The 17,351-nt window shown below is 43.6% G+C and carries 15 protein-coding genes; 3 read left to right on the top strand and 12 right to left on the bottom strand.

The genetic code is table 11. The annotated features are described in order from the left end of the window. Nucleotides 1-249: 249 nt before the first annotated feature. From OFY17_RS02775 to OFY17_RS02730, 10 genes are all read right to left on the bottom strand, one after another. The gene (locus OFY17_RS02775; protein ID WP_263529172.1) at nucleotides 250-1,875 is read right to left on the bottom strand and encodes a methyl-accepting chemotaxis protein; all 1,626 of its coding nucleotides are present in this window, start codon (nucleotides 1,873-1,875) and stop codon (nucleotides 250-252) included. A gap of 158 nt (nucleotides 1,876-2,033) precedes the next feature. Further along, complete coding sequence (znuB, locus tag OFY17_RS02770; protein ID WP_263529171.1) at nucleotides 2,034-2,834, bottom strand: zinc ABC transporter permease subunit ZnuB; 801 nt, start codon at nucleotides 2,832-2,834, stop codon at nucleotides 2,034-2,036. Between the two features lie 29 nt (nucleotides 2,835-2,863). Further along, nucleotides 2,864-3,649, bottom strand: coding sequence for a zinc ABC transporter ATP-binding protein ZnuC (gene znuC / locus OFY17_RS02765; protein WP_263529170.1), 786 nt, complete (start codon nucleotides 3,647-3,649; stop codon nucleotides 2,864-2,866). Nucleotides 3,650-3,663: 14 nt separating this feature from the next. Beyond that, nucleotides 3,664-4,143 carry a Fur family transcriptional regulator gene (locus OFY17_RS02760; RefSeq protein WP_263529169.1) on the bottom strand — a complete coding sequence of 160 codons (480 nt, stop codon included), beginning with the start codon at nucleotides 4,141-4,143 and terminating at the stop codon, nucleotides 3,664-3,666. Then, nucleotides 4,143-5,159, bottom strand: coding sequence for a nickel/cobalt transporter (locus OFY17_RS02755; RefSeq protein WP_263529168.1), 1,017 nt, complete (start codon nucleotides 5,157-5,159; stop codon nucleotides 4,143-4,145). The genes OFY17_RS02760 and OFY17_RS02755 overlap by 1 nt, the downstream gene beginning before the upstream one ends. 110 nt (nucleotides 5,160-5,269) lie before the next feature. Next, a complete protein-coding gene (locus tag OFY17_RS02750; RefSeq protein WP_263529167.1) occupies nucleotides 5,270-5,881 on the bottom strand; it encodes a MarC family protein in 612 nt (203 codons plus the stop codon). Nucleotides 5,882-6,274: 393 nt separating this feature from the next. Next, nucleotides 6,275-7,045, bottom strand: coding sequence for an SDR family NAD(P)-dependent oxidoreductase (locus OFY17_RS02745; RefSeq protein WP_263529166.1), 771 nt, complete (start codon nucleotides 7,043-7,045; stop codon nucleotides 6,275-6,277). Between the two features lie 66 nt (nucleotides 7,046-7,111). After that, a complete protein-coding gene (locus tag OFY17_RS02740; protein WP_263529165.1) occupies nucleotides 7,112-7,750 on the bottom strand; it encodes a LysE family translocator in 639 nt (212 codons plus the stop codon). A 46-nt stretch (nucleotides 7,751-7,796) separates the two neighbouring features. After that, complete coding sequence (locus tag OFY17_RS02735) at nucleotides 7,797-8,363, bottom strand: DUF1007 family protein (protein ID WP_263529164.1); 567 nt, start codon at nucleotides 8,361-8,363, stop codon at nucleotides 7,797-7,799. A 9-nt stretch (nucleotides 8,364-8,372) separates the two neighbouring features. Then, a complete protein-coding gene (locus tag OFY17_RS02730; protein WP_263529163.1) occupies nucleotides 8,373-9,326 on the bottom strand; it encodes a homoserine kinase in 954 nt (317 codons plus the stop codon). 250 nt (nucleotides 9,327-9,576) lie between these two features. Here OFY17_RS02730 and polA point away from each other — a divergent pair, with 250 nt between their 5' ends. The 3 genes from polA (at nucleotide 9,577) to OFY17_RS02715 (ending at nucleotide 14,283) form a co-directional block, all read left to right on the top strand. Further along, a complete protein-coding gene (polA, locus tag OFY17_RS02725; protein ID WP_263529515.1) occupies nucleotides 9,577-12,318 on the top strand; it encodes a DNA polymerase I in 2,742 nt (913 codons plus the stop codon). A 45-nt stretch (nucleotides 12,319-12,363) separates the two neighbouring features. Beyond that, nucleotides 12,364-13,362: an Abi family protein gene (locus OFY17_RS02720; protein WP_263529162.1), complete on the top strand. Its 999-nt coding sequence runs from the start codon at nucleotides 12,364-12,366 to the stop codon at nucleotides 13,360-13,362. 348 nt (nucleotides 13,363-13,710) lie between these two features. After that, nucleotides 13,711-14,283 (top strand): hypothetical protein, encoded by a 573-nt coding sequence (locus tag OFY17_RS02715; RefSeq protein WP_263529161.1) that lies wholly within the window; start codon nucleotides 13,711-13,713, stop codon nucleotides 14,281-14,283. Between the two features lie 206 nt (nucleotides 14,284-14,489). On the opposite strand, the gene OFY17_RS02710 is transcribed toward OFY17_RS02715, so the two are convergent. Together OFY17_RS02710 and OFY17_RS02705 are read right to left on the bottom strand one after the other, a co-directional pair. After that, on the bottom strand, nucleotides 14,490-16,205 hold the full coding sequence (locus OFY17_RS02710; protein WP_263529160.1) for a diguanylate cyclase domain-containing protein: 1,716 nt from the start codon (nucleotides 16,203-16,205) through the stop codon (nucleotides 14,490-14,492). Nucleotides 16,206-16,434: 229 nt separating this feature from the next. Beyond that, a complete protein-coding gene (locus OFY17_RS02705) occupies nucleotides 16,435-17,274 on the bottom strand; it encodes a 2OG-Fe(II) oxygenase family protein (protein WP_263529159.1) in 840 nt (279 codons plus the stop codon). Nucleotides 17,275-17,351: the final 77 nt, after the last annotated feature.

Below are 17,351 nucleotides of genomic sequence, written 5' to 3'. Positions count from 1 at the left end.
ATTTCCTTAACTCTTTTGCGTTTCATGCTTAGGGGTTGTATGGAGAATCTTCTAGGGTGCTTTTTAAACTATATTGCCTTTAAGAATAGTTATATAAAGGATGGCCGAGTGCTGATGAGTGCCCGACGATAATGGGGGTTATCCGCCCATAGCGGCAGACATGATGAAAGTAAGGGGCCTAAAAAAAGCTTATCAGGCCATAACCTATTAAGCTTTTCTACGAGTACCTTGGAAGTGAGGAGCTTCTAATTACTTTGGTAAAGTGAAGGTAGAAGTCGCTTGTTTGGTCTGCTCTGCTGCACCTGATAAGTCATTGGTTAATGAGGTTAGGTGCAGAGAAGTCTGCCCGTTTTCTGTGGTCACTTCTACTATTTGGGTGATGCGCTCGGCAATATCATTTGCTTCGGTTGATTGCTGTTGAGCTAGGCCTGATAACTCATCTAAGCTATTGAGTGACACTTTTGAATCCTGTTCTAGTTGTGTCAAAGGAGCCACTACATCTTGTATTTGCGCGACGCCGTGGCGCATTTTTTCTTGTCCCTGTTCCATCTCATCAGAAACCTGAACTGACAGGCTGGCAATAGAGGTAATGACTTTATCAATAGATTCAGTGACTGTAGAAGTGTTGTTGGCAAGATTACGAACTTCATCCGCAACTACCGCAAAACCTCGGCCAGTTTCACCGGCACGCGCGGCTTCAATAGAAGCGTTAAGTGCTAATAGATTGGTTTGCTCGGCAATGTCGCGAATATTGTCAACAAAGGCTGCTACAGTACTGGCGCTTTCTTTTAATTCCGCTACAGAATGAGATGTCTCTTCAATATAACTGGCAACGGAAGTGATATCACTAGCAGCAGCACTGATGATCTGTTTACCATGCTTGGCTAATTCATGGGCCGCTTCTGCTTGATCATGCGAAACCGTCACGTGTTCCGCCATAGTGCTAACGCCTCTAGAGAGTTCGTCAACGGACTCTTGAATATCATTGGCCATAGACTCTTGCTTGTTTGAGCCTTGTTGTACGCTAGAAACATTACTGCGGATATTTGATACCGCATCAACTACCGTTTGTGCACTAGAGTCAATCTTCTCTACTACATCTGCTAGGCTAGTACGCATACTTTTTACACTGGTGACCAGTTTGCCGATTTCTCCTTTCGGGCTAATCTTGATAGCTTGTGAAAGGTCGCCTTTAGCAACACGGTTTAACAGTTCACCCACTTCTTCTAATGGGTTAACTATGCTGCGAGTGATGAGCACAGACATAATAGAACCTATTAGCAAAGCAATAATGCCTACCCCAATAATGATCAATATGGCACCCTCAGACTCAGACAATACTTCGTTTTGACGAAGTTGCATCATGGCCTGCTTTTGTTCAGCAAGAGCCTGTGCTTGGGCGACAAATTTGTTTAATTCATTTTGAGTTGTGCCTGACATCATGGCTTTTGCATCGGCAAGCTCTCCAAATTCCAGTGCCTCAACTGTTGATTGTAAAGCGGCCTGATAAATATCTTTTTGTGCTTTAAGGGAATCAATAACGGAGCTGTCTTCTGCTTGAATAAGCTTTGACATGGCTTCTAAACCAGCGTCCATTTGACCATTGTGAGAGTCAATTTCTTTATAAATAGCAACTCGTGAATCTCGCTCATCAACAACAAACAGCAGTAATAAACGGCTAGCGAGGCTTTCGGCGTTAATGTTTAGCTCATTGGTGAGTTCTACTAGGGCAGCATTCTCTTCCACTATGTCTTTGATATGACTGGAGACTTGTTGGAACCGAGATGCGGAAAGACCAATAACAACTAATAAAAAGGCCAATAGGACGATATAACTGGCCGTGAGTCGGCCCCGAATGGTGGCAATTCCTAGCATAGATTACTCCGAGTGATTTTTAGTTATAGTTCGCTCTCAACAACTGTGAACTCTTTGTATAGTTACAATTAGACATAATACACACCATTAATATTACATACACATAATAAAAAAGCATATTAAGCAAAATGCGGGGGCTTAATATGCTTTGGTTGTTTTTATTTATGAGCAATAAGGCGCTTCAGAGGTAAAGAATAGGCCATTAAAAACAGGAATGTTGCGCAGACAACCACACTTGGTCCTGTTGGGGTATCCCATTGGTAAGAAGCCCATAAACCGCCACAAATCGCAATGCAGCCAAGCATACTGGCAATAGTCGCCATTTGCACAGGGGTATGAGATAGCTTGCGAGCAGTGGCAGCAGGTATGATCATCAACGAGGTGATGAGTAAGACGCCCACAATTTTCATTGCTACTGCGATCACCAGAGCAACCAATAGCATGAGTAGAAGGCGAATAGCCTCCACAGGATACCCTTCTACTTTAGCGAGCTCTTCGTTCACCGTCATCGCAAGTAGTGGTTTCCAAAACATCACTAACAAGCTGATAACGACGAATCCACCGCCATAAATCCATAAAATATCGTTGCTGCTGATCGCCAGCAAATCACCAAATAAATAGGTCATTAGGTCAATACGTATGTTGTCTAAAAAGCTTACGGCGACTAATCCTAGAGACAAAGACGAATGGGCCAAAATACCTAATAACGTATCTGTGGCTATGATGTGTTTCTTTTGTAGTGTTACTAATACAAGAGCCAGACCTACACATAGTACTATGATGGCTAGGTTCATATTAATGTCGAATAGAAAACCTAATGCGACACCTAACAGGGCTGAGTGAGCAAGGGTATCACCAAAATAAGCCATACGACGCCAAACCACGAAGGCCCCTAAAGGTCCTGCTACAGAGGCAACCCCTATCCCGCCGACTAAGGCTTTAAGCAAAAAATCTAACATGCTATTACAAACTCCAAACTAAGATAGGATTAATGATTACAACTGGCGCTATGCTGGTGAGGCTTATGCTGTTGGGGATCAGATACAACATGACCGTCTTCGGCATGAACGTGGTCGTGTTGGTGAGCATAAATGGCAATGGACTCAGAACCTGGCACCCCAAATAAGGCTTGGTAAGCAGGGTGCTCAGTAACATGTTGAGGGCTACCTGAGCAGCAAACGTGCTGGTTGATACAAACAACGGTATCGGTTTTTGCCATCACTAAATGCAAATCATGGGATACCATTAATACGCCACAGCCCAACTCATTACGAATATTCTCAATCAGGTTATACAGCTCAATTTGACCGTTTACATCAACTCCTTGAACAGGCTCATCGAGTACCAACAGGTTAGGTTGGTTTAATAAGGCACGAGCTAAGAGCAGGCGCTGGGTTTCCCCGCCAGATAAAACATGCACTTGAGAGGAAATAAGGTGTGCAATCCCCAGCCTTTCCAGAGTCGGTAAAATATCCGCTTTATTAACGCCACGAACTAGCCCAAGAAAATGCTTAACGGTTAACGGCAGGGTTGAGTCTATATGCAACTTTTGTGGCATATAGCCAATACGTAAGTTTTTATCGCGGGTTAGTTTTCCTGATGTTGCAGTTTGTAACCCTAATAAGGTTCTAATCAGAGTACTTTTTCCGCTTCCATTTGGACCGATAAGCGTCACTATTTCACCAGCGTCTATGGTCATGCTGATTTGATCGAGTAATGTGCGACCATCAAAAGCAATGCTGATATCTTCAAACGCTACGAGAGGAGCATTCATTAAAGGGGTACCTTTTAACTATCTTTACAAGAGGCGCAGCGGCCAGTTAATTCAATTGTTTCAGAGCGCAGCTCAAAACCATGGGCAGCGGCCTTATTTTCCAAAGAGGAATGGATATCTTGGTAATCAAACTCCAACACATCATGGCAGTCTTGGCAGATCAAAAAATACCCTGTGTGATTCTTGTCTGCTTGAGTACAGCCAAGGTACGCATTCATAGACTCCACTTTGTGAATCAGACCTGCTTCCAATAAGAAATCCAAGGCGCGATAAACCGTTGGAGGGGCTGAGTTAAAGCCTTCTTCCACTAGCTTGGCTAATAATTGGTAAGCACCCAAAGGGCGGTGGCTTTCCCAAATAAGCTCAAGAGCACGACGCCTTACTTTGGTTAGTCTTTGTCCTTGCTCGGTACATTTTGCCTCGGCAATAGCTAACGCACTGGCTATGCAGTCGTTATGATTATGCTGGTGGCTATGAGAGTCAGCTTCTGTCATTAGAATGCCCTTCCTGTATTACTGAGATAGCTCCAAATCATGGAGCAACTAATAATGATAAGAGTGAACGCCGCAATAAAACCGAACAACCGCGAGAGGCGTTGACGCCAAATGATGCTTTTTTTACTGAGTGTAAAAGAAGCATCACGAATAAAAACACTGACAGCGGCGAGAGCAGAAACTGTTATCGCTGTGCCCAGTGCCATGGCAAAAGTAGCGGCGACCCCCCACCAAAAAATTCCGGTACTGACAGAAAACAACAGTACTAAAACAGCACCAGTACAAGGGCGAATGCCAACTGCCGCGACCATAACCCAAATGCTTTTTTTCGCCGTGTTGCTTTCATTGTGGTTGTTATTTTCATGATGATCATGACCATTTTTAGCATGAGCACTATTTTCTACTGCCGCTGCGCTATGGCTACAAGAGGAATGATGAGAGCAGCAAGTATGCCCTTCTGGCTGATGGTGAACATGAGCGTGGCTGCCATTTAGATGATCTTTTGAGTGGTCATGGCCACAGCTTGATTGGCCTTTTAATAAGCGCACTAGCATCCAAACGCCGATCAAACCAACGGCAGCAAAACTTGCCACTTCAAAAAAGCGCGTAATAGGCATGACTTTGCCCGCTAGTGAAAAAATTTGGCTTAATACAACAATGACTAATATGGCGACTAAGGCTTGGGCACCTGCACATAAAAAGGACAAGCTGATCCCACGTCGCATGGGGGCATCGCTAGCGAGCATATAGGCGGAAATGACCGCTTTACCATGTCCGGGTCCAGCAGCATGAAATATGCCGTAAAAGAAACTGGAGCTCATTAATCCCCATAATAAAACCGCGCTGCCTTCCTTGCTAATTGCGCGTACAAGAGACACCAACTCGCGATGAAAGGTCGCCTGTTGGGAGATTACCCACTGAATAAAGCTTTGGTAGGCGTTAAAGTCTGCCGCCGCATAAAGAGGGCTGGAAATAAGGAAAAAAGAGATAATCAAAACGATGGCTTTGTTCGCCATAATGAAAGCCCACTAAAGAAACTTGAAGTCGAATTGTTATGGTATAACAATTCGACTTCAAGGAGAAGCTAAAGGCTAGTCGCTATGTAGAATCAGTAAGCTCTTTACAACTAGCTGACGACGGGATTTAAAAAGCCCATCAGGCCGCCCATAAAAATTTGCGCAGCCATTGCTGCTAAAATGAGTCCGGTAATTTTCGATAATACATTTAGGCCGGTGCGACCGAGCATTTTTTCGATCAAAGAGCCGGAATATAAGATGATCGCCAAGGAGCCAAGCGCCAATAATAAACCAACTAAGCCGAGAAATAGGTTCACACCCTGCAGCTCTGCACCATAAACGAGAATCGTACCTATCGTCGCAGGCCCAATGATGGTTGGCACGGCCAGTGGTACCACTGAGACATCATCACGGTCTTCACTAGGCACATTGCCACCATGATTGCGGGTGCCATCTTTCACCAAACTTAATGCCGACATAAACAGTAAGATGCCTGCACCAATTCGGAACGAATCTAGAGTAATACCAAGGATGGAGAATAAGCTGCCACCGAAAAATAATAGGACAATGGCAATGGTTGCAGCCGAGATAATGGCTTTATTAGCGATTTGCTTTCTAGCGGTGGCTGATTCTCCGCGGGTTAGTGCAAGAAACATAGATAAAACAAAGAAGGGGGCGAACAAAAAGAAGAACTTAATCCAAGTTGCGATCAATAGACTCATTAGGAAATTACCAAAAAAGCACTTACAACGCGATCAGCGCTGACACAATGCGGGTTTTACACCAAAGCCCACTAGCAGTACGCCAGTTAGGCCATCCAAGACTAGCGCCACTTTTGGTCGCGCTAACATATCCTCATCTTATGGTTTATAAAATAAGGGATAGGTGCCGCAAAGGTATAACATATTGCCTGATAGGAGAACCTAAACAGCAGAAAGATACGTTGAATTTAAATAGAATCGCCGCTTTCATTAATTAGGCAACCGCATTTTTAGCGTTGAGTATGCAGAGAAGAGAAGCGGTTCGTATTTTAAAAGGAAGCTGTTTGTATTTTTAAAGGGGGCAGCCCTTTTAAACAAGGGCTGCGCTTTACAGGATATAGGTGAGTATTCAGATTAAGCGGCGGTATAGCCACCATCAACGACAAGTTCTGAGCCTGTCATAAAAGCAGCGTCCTCACTGGCAAGAAAAAGCACTGGTCGTGCAATTTCAATGGGTTTACCCAAGCGTGTCATGGGGACGTTACCTATCGTTTTAGAAGCAAATGCTTCACCGTCTTCTCCTAGTCCAGCCATTAAGCTGTTAACTAATGCGGTTTCAGTCCAGCCCGGATGAATTGAGTTGATTCGGATAGGGTAGCCCTGACGAGCACAATCGATAGCCACAGCTTTTGTCATGGTTCTAACAGCTCCTTTGGTTGCGCAGTAAGCGGCCAGTAATGGTTCGCCGATGATGCCAGCAATGGAGGACATATTAACAATGGCTCCACCTTTTTCTTTCATTACCCGAATGCATGATTGCATGCCGAAAAATACCCCGTCGACGTTCAACGCATTAACGGAGCGCCATTGCTCCTCCGTGGTGTTTTCGCACAGAGCAAAGTCCGCACTTCCCGCGTTATTGAACATGACATCAAGTTGGCCGTAGTCAACAACAATGGCATCGACCATGCTGTCCCAGCTCGCTTTGTCCGTGACATCCTGATAGCGAGTGTCAATTCTCATGCCTTTGTCAGCCGCACTTGAAAAAGCGTTTTCGAGTCCTTGGGTATTAATATCGGTAGCGATGACTTGCGCGCCTTCTAGTGCAAATTGTTCCGCGGTGACGAGACCAATGCCGCTAGCAGCGCCTGTAACAAGTACAACTTTATTTTCAAATCGTTCCATTTCGTATCTTCCCTAGCTTCGTTACTGTGAAGCTTTAAAGAGTAGACTATGGAGAGTGACGGGGTGTTACGTTCTTTGGCTGAGGGCGAGTTTAATGCCAAAGCCCACTAATAATAGACCTGTAACACTATCGAAGACTTGGGCAACCCTAGGGCGTGCTAGCAAGATTCGAGCTTGGGAAACCATTATTGCAAGCAAGGTTTGCCATACCATAGCAATCATAAAGTGCAGGGCTGCCATAAAAAGAGATTGCGCAAGCGGGGAGTAGTTCGGGTCGATAAATTGTGGCAAAAATGCCATATAGAAAATAATGGGTTTGGGGTTAAAGACATTCGAAAACAGCCCTTGGCGGAAGCTGCTCCAGTAATTTAATTGTTTCGCTAACGGCTGGTCACTGAAGGTCATGCCAGTTGGCTTGTAGGCACTGCGTAGCGCCATGATTCCTAGATAAATAAGGTAAGCAGCACCTAGAAGTTTAAAGGCGGTAAATAGAGTCGCGGAGCTGAGCAGTATCACGGATAAGCCTAAAGCCGACAGGGTGGCGTGAGCAAATAAGCCAGAACAAATACCTAAACTGGTTAAGAAACCAGTGCGCCAGTTTCCTATAGCGGCGTTTCGCATCACTAAAATGGAGTCGACTCCGGGGCTCATGGTAAGGACGGTAATGGCCAGTAGAAAGGGCATCCATTGGAAGTTTTCTATCATGATGAGTTTCCCGTATGTAGCGGTTTCTTATAAGAAAAATAAGACGTTAAGATTGGCAGCTTAGATCAATCCAGTAGGCAACAGATGTCTCAAAAGCTTCTCGCTCAAGCGGCGTACATAGTTCAGAGAGCGGGCCAGATAAATGCACAAGCCCAGCTTCTAGGGGTTCCATAGCGAAATAAAGTTCGTCATCACCATAGGCCAAACTTAAAGTGGAAGTTTGCAAATCTATTGTTTGAGGGAGCGTTACGTCCAATGTTAGCCAGAGCATTTGATCGCGAATGCCAATATTTTTGACACGCACCGATTGAGGAATGAGGTCCTTACCATCCAACTTTAATTTCATAAAATAGCCGTATTGGTCGAAGCTGGTTAATACCTCAATCAAGTCTATCTTTTCTTGGCCGGTAAAAGCGCCGTCAAAATTCGTGTCGTATTCGGCGATCAAGCTGGTGGAGGTGAAAAGGTCTAAAGACCAAGTGCCTTCAAACGTACTGATTTGAGTTTGTTCGATATTGATTCGATACTCGGAGTCGACCCACACATGGGGGTGAGCAAGACTATGGCTAGCAAAGCTTAGGGCGATAAAGAGACAACACCAAGTACGAATCATAGTAGACCTCTAGGTCAAATCTGGCGTGTAACGAACACGAGCTTCCAAAATACGTTGGAACTCCACAGGATCATGTTGCTGAGCCAAACGCTTGGGATCATGTTTTGCTCCATGCCATGCTTCTAAGCGAGATAACCAGAAGCGTAAAGCGGCAATTTTGAGCATAAAGGGCCAAGCTTGTTTTTCTGCTTCCGTAACATCTCTGTGGTACAAGTAAGCTTTTAATAATGCCTGATACTTATCCATATCCAACTCACCAGTTGTAATGTCTGAACACCAGTCGTTTACCACTATGGCCAGATCGTACATAGCCCAAGAGTGGCAAGCATTATAGAAATCGATAATAGCGGATAAAGAATCACCATTAAATAGGGTGTTATTGTAAAACAGGTCGCCGTGAATGGTGGTTTTCGGTAAGTCGTTGTTCTGCTCTATAAAAGTATCGAAGCTTTGAATTTGAGAAAAAAGTAAACCAGCTTGTTCTGGCTCTAATTCGTCTTTAATGGCTTCGCTAGTCTCATGCCACCATGACATACCTCGATGGCTTTCCCTATGGGTTGGGAAGTCTTCACCCGCAATATGCAGTTTTGCTAAGGCTTCACCCATTTGGTGACAAGTGGCTTTGTTGGTTTCTGGTAGTTCACTTCCCGGGAAGCAGTCGACAATGATTGTAGGGCGCTCATTTACTACCCGTAGGCGCTCGCCATGAATATCAATTAACGCCGCAGGAACATTGAAACCTTTGTCTTTTAAGTGGGCAACCACGTCTAAAAAGTAGGGAACTTCGTCGAACTCGAACTCTTCGAACAAGGTCACCACGTATTTCCCTGTGGTTGTGACTAAAAAGTAATTGGTGTTTTCCACACCCCCTGAAATACCTTGAAAAGAAACCAGTTCACCTAAGTAATAATCAGCCACTAAGGCCTGCATGTCAGATTCAGAAAGGGAAGTGTAAACAGCCAAAAGGAACTACCTATGAAAAATAAAATGAGAAGGTGAATGTAAAGTGCCTATGCTCCACAATCTGTGGCAAAAGGTCAATTCGTTATGAATAAAAGCCAAGCGATTAAAGGCCATTAATTTCATAAGAATGGCATTTGAAGGCGTATTAAGACTGTAAAACTTATCTCAAACACATAGAATAGATGCCAATAATTGCGATTCATTCAGAGGTTTTATTTTGGCTACGGATTCTTCAACACAAAACACCCCAATGATCTTGGTAGACGGCTCGTCTTACCTTTACCGAGCTTTCCACGCCATCCCACCTATGAGTACCAGCGACGGTCATCCGACCAACGCCACTCGTGGTGTGATCAGCATGATCCGCAGCCTCATAAAAACTTACCCAGATTCACCAATGGTGATTATCTTTGACGCCAAAGGCAAAACCTTCCGCGACGAAATTTACAGCGAATACAAAGCGCAGCGTCCACCTATGCCGGATGATCTTCGTCCTCAAATTGAGCCGATTCACCGCATGGTAGAAGCCATGGGTTTACCTCTTGTCATTATTGATGGCGTAGAAGCCGACGATGTTATTGGCACTATCGCTAAACAAGTGGGCGAAACAGGTCGAGAAGTCATTGTCTCCACGGGCGATAAAGACATGGCTCAGCTGGTGACGGAGAAAGTCACCCTAGTGAATACCATGACCAACACTGTGATGGACATTCAAGGTGTAAAAGACAAATTTGGTATTCCGCCAGAGCTCATCATTGATTACCTCGCCTTGATGGGTGACAAGGTCGATAACATTCCCGGTGTACCGGGTGTTGGTGAGAAAACTGCATTGGCTTTATTGCAAGGCTTGGGCAGTATCAAAGACATTTACAACCGCTTAGATGACATTGCCGCGTTGGGTTTCCGTGGTTCAAAAACCATGAAGCAGAAGATGGAAGACAACAAAGAAATGGCTGAGTTGTCTTACACCCTTGCCACTATCAAATGCGACGTAGAGCTGCCTTTTAACTCTTTAGAGTTGCAAAATACCGAAGCTAACAAAGAGGTATTGCGTGAGTGGTTTGAGAAGCTGGAATTCAAAACATGGCTTAGAGATTTAGACAAAGCCCTATCAGGCAGTGTGGTTTCAAATAGCGCTGATGGCACCCAAGAAGGCCAAGTTGACGCACCTGTCGCAGCCAATATTGAAGTGCAGTACGAGACTATTTTAGATAAAGCGGCTTTCGCTACTTGGTTGGAGAAGATTCAAGCTGCTGAATTGACCGCCTTTGACACGGAAACCACTAGCTTAAATTACATGGCTGCGGAGCTGGTGGGTGTGTCCTTCTCGGTAGAAGCGGGTGTTGCCGCTTATGTGCCGTTTGCGCACGATTATGAAGGTGCCCCAGAGCAGCTAGAGCGTGATTGGGTATTAGAACAACTCAAGCCTTGGTTAGAAGACAGCAGTAAAGCCAAAGTAGGCCAGCATCTTAAATACGATGCCAATGTATTGAACAATTACGACATTACACTGGCTGGTATCGTTTATGACACCATGCTGGAATCCTATGTGTATAACTCAGTGAGTTCTCGTCACGACATGGACACCTTGGCGAAGAAATTCCTCGACCATACTTGTGTGAGTTTTGAAGAGTTAGCAGGCAAAGGTAAGAAGCAAAAAACCTTTAACCAAATCGAATTAGAACAAGCGGCTTTTTACGCGGCGGAAGATGCGGATATTACCCTACGTTTGCACCAAGCCATTTGGCCGAATGTGGAAAAAACACCTGAGCTGGTCAGTATCTTCAAAGACATTGAATGTCCATTGATTCCTGTATTGGCGAAGATGGAGCAAACAGGGGCGTTAATTGATCCGGAATTGCTCCATGCCCAAAGCAGTGAGATAGCGGCTAAATTACAAGAGTTAGAAATCAAAGCCCACGAAGAAGCGGGTGAGAGTTTTAACTTGAGCTCACCTAAGCAGCTGCAAGTTATCTTGTTTGAAAAGCTAGAATTGCCAATCATTAAGAAAACGCCAAAAGGTCAGCCTTCGACGGCAGAGCCTATATTGCAAGAACTGGCGCAAGACTATGAATTGCCTCGTATCATTATGGAACACCGCAGCTTGTCTAAGTTGAAGTCTACTTACACAGACAAGCTACCAGAAATGATCCAGAAAACAGGACGTATTCATACCTCTTACCATCAGGCGATTACCGCAACTGGGCGTTTGTCTTCCACTGATCCGAACTTGCAGAATATCCCAATTCGTACTGCAGAAGGTCGACGTATTCGCCAAGCCTTTATCGCCCCAGAAGGTTATAAAATGGTCGCGGCCGATTACTCGCAAATCGAACTACGTATCATGGCGCACTTGTCGCAGGACAAAGGCTTATTAGACGCCTTTGCGAAAGATGCCGATGTGCATAAAGCCACCGCAGCAGAAGTGTTTGATACCACGCCAGAAGAAGTAACAACCGAACAACGCCGTCGTGCCAAAGCCATTAACTTTGGTTTGATCTACGGCATGTCGGCATTTGGTTTGGCGAAGCAATTGGGCATCAGCCGACCAGAAGCACAAAAATATGTGCAACGTTATTTTGAGCGTTACCCCGGTGTTCGCAGCTACATGGATAACACCCGTGAAAACGCCAAAGAAAAAGGCTACGTAGAAACCTTATTTGGTCGCCGCTTGTACTTGCCTGATCTAAAAGCGAAAAATGCCATGATGCGCCAAGCCGCAGAACGTACCGCGATCAACGCGCCGATGCAGGGTACCGCCGCAGACATCATCAAGCGCGCCATGATTAAAATGCACGACTGGTTAGCAGGCACGAATCTCGATGTGAAAATGATCATGCAGGTACACGATGAACTCATCTTTGAAATCGCTGAAAACGACCTAGAAGAAGCCCAAGCGAAAATCATCGACATCATGCAAAACAGCAGTCAAATCGACGTGCCCTTATTGGTGGAAGCGGGTGTAGGGAACAACTGGGACGAGGCGCATTGATTGGTAATTAGATGCTAATGTAAAAAATATATCAGAGGGAACTGAATGTATAACAAACCATGGCTCAGTTATGAGCAGCAACTCGATAAGCTCATTGAAAATGGGCTTATCATTGATGATAGAAACAAGGCTCTCTCGTCTTTAGAAAAAATTGGATATTATCGGCTCAGCGGTTATTGGTATCCGTTTAGAGAGCGGTCTGAACTCTGTTGTTTATATGACCCATCATTAAATATGCCTAATAAAAAGCAGAGGCGAGTCACAAAACTAGTGTTTGATCGCTTTGATTCAGGTTTTGGATTTCAAGATGCAGTAGACCTGTATGTTTTTGATAAAAAACTAAGAATTTTAGTTTTGGATGCATTAGAGCGAATAGAAATTGCCCTTCGAGTTGATATTTCTCATACCCTTGGCCAAATAAGCGCTTTTGCTTATTTAGAATCAGCAAACTTTAAAAATGTATTTAGCAAACGGGTAGACTCCAGAACGGGAGTTATTCCACAACATTCTTGGCTACAAAACCATGCCAACCTAATTTCTCGTTCGAAAGAAGAATTCATTTTACATACAAAAGAAAAATATGGTTTGCCAGTTCCTATCTGGGTCGCTTGTGAAGTATGGGATTTTGGCACTATGTCTCGACTATTTAAGGGAATGTTACCTGAACAACAAACATTAATTGCAAATAAATACGGTATAACTAAGGGTGAAACACTTGAGTCCTGGTTACGTTGTTTAAATTACCTTCGTAACGTCTGTGCGCATCATAGTCGCCTATGGAATCGCAATATGATCGAACAACCTAAGCAAGAAGGATTGAGTGATATTGATCATTTAGAAGGTCACCTGAAACCTCACATTCTTGCCAGACCATTTCTGCAACTTTGTCTTACACAACATATATTAATGAAAATAAGCCCTACTTCCACATGGTGGGAGCGCTTAAAAAGCTTACTTAATGAGTTTCCTGATTTAGCAGCACAAGGAGTTACTTTAGAGGCAATGGGGATTATCGAAGGTTACGCAGATTGGAGTTGGCAATAAAAAACCCCTAAGCAGATCTGTTGAGACAACATCACTGAAAGGGGCCGTGTTACGATTAATTATGTACCAATATGACAATATACGCAATATGAGGAAAGAAAAGCTAAGTTTCTCTGAAGTAAAAACTTCAATTGGCATTATGAAAACAAGTAGTTTAATTGACGTGCCCATACTTGTGAAATCAAGATTAGGAAACAACAGGGGTGAAGCGCACTAAAGTCTAGGAATTAAGGGCATTTGTTCCCTTGTAATATATAGAGAATTGATTATGGATATTAGCTTTCAAGAGATAAACCCAATTTTACAGTTTGTTTTTTTATAGTAAGCCCACTTATAACTTTAGCGGCAGTGGCAATTGCGTACTACGCCCTCTATAGACAAGCTAAGCCCTCAATTTCTATCTATTATGAACCCAATCCAGATGTTGGCTCTATTATTGATTTGGTTATTAAAAATACGGGTGGATCTGCTGCTACAAATTTAACTTTCTCCGTCCCAATTCCAATCAAGAGATTTGGTATAGAAAAAGCAGACTCAAGCAGAAATGATTGCTTTGATTACACTATTCATTATTTGGCTGCTGGACGTGAATTAAGATATTGGGGAGGTCAATTTGCTGGTTTAAAAGCCGCAATACCAGAGGGGTTAGAGGTTGTTTCTCAATATGGCTTTAAATCTCCTCTACGTAAAAGGAAAGGCAAGGATGTGTCTATTTTAGACATACGTTATTTAAAAGGTGTTAATAGTTCAAATAGCGCTGCAACGGACTTATCTGATGCATTAAAAGGTAAAAACAATACTATTTTTTCAGAGATCCATGAATCATTAAACAGTGTCGCTAAAGAGCTAAAAACTCTTAATATAACTGTAGTAAATTTGAAGGAGTTAGATTCGCCAGATAATAAATCAGGTAGTAATTAACACTCTTAACAAATGTGAGTGCTTAAGCGCTGCGCAACTTAGTAGGCTGCTGAAGTGTCTTTTCCATCTTGAGGCTAACCGCTCAAATCCTTTTTGCTTTGTTGTTTTCAATATGACGACAAACACATAACCCGCAATTTTTAGGCTCAGCCACCTTGAGGTAAATTCGTTTTACTCTGATTTTTAGTGGCTTATGCCCCCTGATTTTATTGAGCCATCTTCATCGTCGTTTTATTCACGTACATTACGGTATCGGCGATGTTGAGGAGTTGCTCAATGTTATCGCTATCTGCTGGGTAATATGCGGCACCAATGGCGGTACGTAAATTGAGCTCTTCGCCATCTTGCAGTTTAATGGGCTGCTCAAGAACCTTTTCCATCTCGAGGACAATGGGCTCAACTTCTTCTTTGTCCTTGATGTTATTCAACATGACGACAAATTCATCCCCTGCATATCTTGCAGCGATATCCCCTTGGGAAATGGTATTTTTTAGCCTAAATGCGAACTCTCTTAGCACAATGTCGCCGGTCTCATGGCCAAATAGGTCGTTGATGTTTTTAAAGTCGTTTAGGTCAAAGAATAAGACAACAAATGGGGTGATGGTGTTTGTTGTTATGTCTTTTGTAATGGTTGCCTGTAGGTGCTGTTCAAAGGCGTATCGATTAGGAATTCTGGTTAGGTAATCCGTTTGTAGCCTTTTTTGCATGTCTGAGAAGTTCTTGGCGAGGTCGCCAATTTCGTCTTTTCTTTGAATATAGATAGGCTTTTCTAGGAAACCGCTACCTACTTTATTGACCGCTTTCGATAGCAGTTTAATGTCTTTGGTTACCCACTGTAGGACAAGTAATCCAATAATGGTGACAAAGGCTGTGGCAAAAATGCCAATGAGTACAGTTTGTAAAACATTGTGTTTAATGCCGCCCATAAAGTCTTCGCTGGGCATGGCGACAATGTTAATCCATTTTAAGCCCGCTTCGTCTTCAAAAATATTGTAGCCAATGTAAATGCTTTTATTGTTTTGATCTTTGTAGTTGATGGTTTGCGGCTCAAGGCTTTCTAAGTTGTCAGAAAGGAGTGGTTTGATGTGTTGGTACACATCTGCCAGTAAGAAGTTTTCGCTTTCATGGGCGAAGACTCTCGATTTAGCTCCGTTCTCGTCTCGCTTAATATTGGCGCTGTGTGAAGAGGCGATTAGCATGCCGTTGGGCTCAATGATAAAAGCGATCGCGTTTTCAGAGATATTTAGTGTGCTGACAAAAGTATTCAAAGATTTAAGTGACATATCAGTTGCCACCACACCTTCTAATTCACCATCTTCTCCCTGAATGCGTCGAGCACGGGTAGCGACTAGATCCTGTGTACCGAAGTCTATGTAAACAGATGTCCAGATATCATCCAAACTATCCCAAGCGGCTTGGAACCATGGTCTTACGCGTGGTTCAAAGTTCTTTTCTTCTACCGACGCAAATATCGGTTCGCCATTAATACCATCTAATTTATAGAAGGTACGGTGTTCTTCTGGGGTGAATTTGACCCTTAACTCTCCTGAGTTAAGGGAGTCACGGTACAGGCCTATAGCTTGGCCGCTTTTGTTGCCGTAATAAACATAGTTGTTTGGGTCTAAGTACAGGGAAGACGCTGTCCATAGGCGCGTGCGAATGCCGTCGAAGTCCGTTTGTATGTCTGTTGGAGTGGTAATACCGGCTGGAAAAGCTGTTTCAAGGGCTGAAACAGAGCCCACCACATGTCGGTCGATTGCCTGACTTAAACGGCTAACCGTTTCTTTTAATAAATGTGTAGAGACTGTTTGAACAGCATAACTGCCTGTTTGATAAGAAAGCAATCCGATTGCTAGGGCTAAACAAATAACCAGTGTCACATAAGGGAAAATGAGCACGGAGCGAAGAGAAAACTTAGTCATAGGGTGTGTTGTACTGTCATATAGCGATTAAAGAAACGTCACCAAAAGGGGGGCAATCTTATATCTATTGTGTTGGGTTTGCTAGTTACTAAAGTAAGTTAGTGTTAACTATTGTGAAAACGCTTTTATCTCATTGTTTTTATGAGTCTATGGAGGTCGAAAATGTTCTATTTAAATAAACAAAAAGGGGGCTCAAAGCCCCCTTTTTGTTTGCTGGTCAGTAACCGAGTTAGATAACGCCTAGTTCTACTAGGCGTTCGTGTAGGTAACTTTTCGCTGTGTAGCGATCGGATAAAACCACTTCTGGTTTTGGATGCAAGAAGAGAGGCAAAGAGATGCGCGACTTGGTTTTGTCTGCACCGTCTGGATTAATAACTCGGTGAGATGTAGATGGAAAGTAGCCTGCTGATGCTTCTTGTAACATATCCCCAATATTAACGATGAGCGTGCCAAAGTCGCAGGGCACATCCATCCAAGAGCCATCTTTCGCTTGAACCTGTAAACCGGGCTCATTAGCAGACGGTAGAATGGTTAGTAGGTTGATGTCTTCATGGGCACCTGCACGTATAGCGCCTAATTCTTCATCACCTTTTAATGGCGGGTAATGCAGTACTCGTAATAGCGTTTGATCACTGTCTTCCACCATACTAGAAAGCGCTTGTGTGTAATGTTGAGCAATGTCTGCAGGTGTGTGCTTTTCAACCCAAGCTAACAGTTCGGCTGCAAGGGTGTTAGCTTCACTGTAGTACTGCGCCAGCAAGTCTTTTCTGTCTGCTGGACATTGTCCCCACGGGTAGTAGTGGAAGTATTCTTTTATATCTTTTTTAGTATGGCCTTTGGCTGTTTCGGAAACATCGGGTGGGAAATAGCCGTCTTGTGTGCCGACGTTGTAACGGAAGTCATACTTTGATTCATCATCAAAGAAGGTTTGCCATTCGCTGTAAATCGAGCTTACTAATGATTTTTGTATAGGGTGGTTTTTTAAGACTCCAAAGCCTGTCTCGTGTAGAGATTTAACAAAGTCTTCTTGGGCTGTTGGGCTAGTGTAATCAATGGCTTGTAGTTTCATAATGTTGTCCTTTGTAAGCTTGTCTTTCGTATCTATTGTGTATAGCTCAAAGCAATTCAGTATGCCTTGAATGGGAG

Source organism: Marinomonas sargassi (assembly GCF_025716875.1).
Taxonomy (GTDB): Bacteria; Pseudomonadota; Gammaproteobacteria; order Pseudomonadales; family Marinomonadaceae; genus Marinomonas; species Marinomonas sargassi.
Note: the sequence above shows the minus strand (reverse complement) of the source record. Positions and strands in the feature narration are given on the sequence as shown.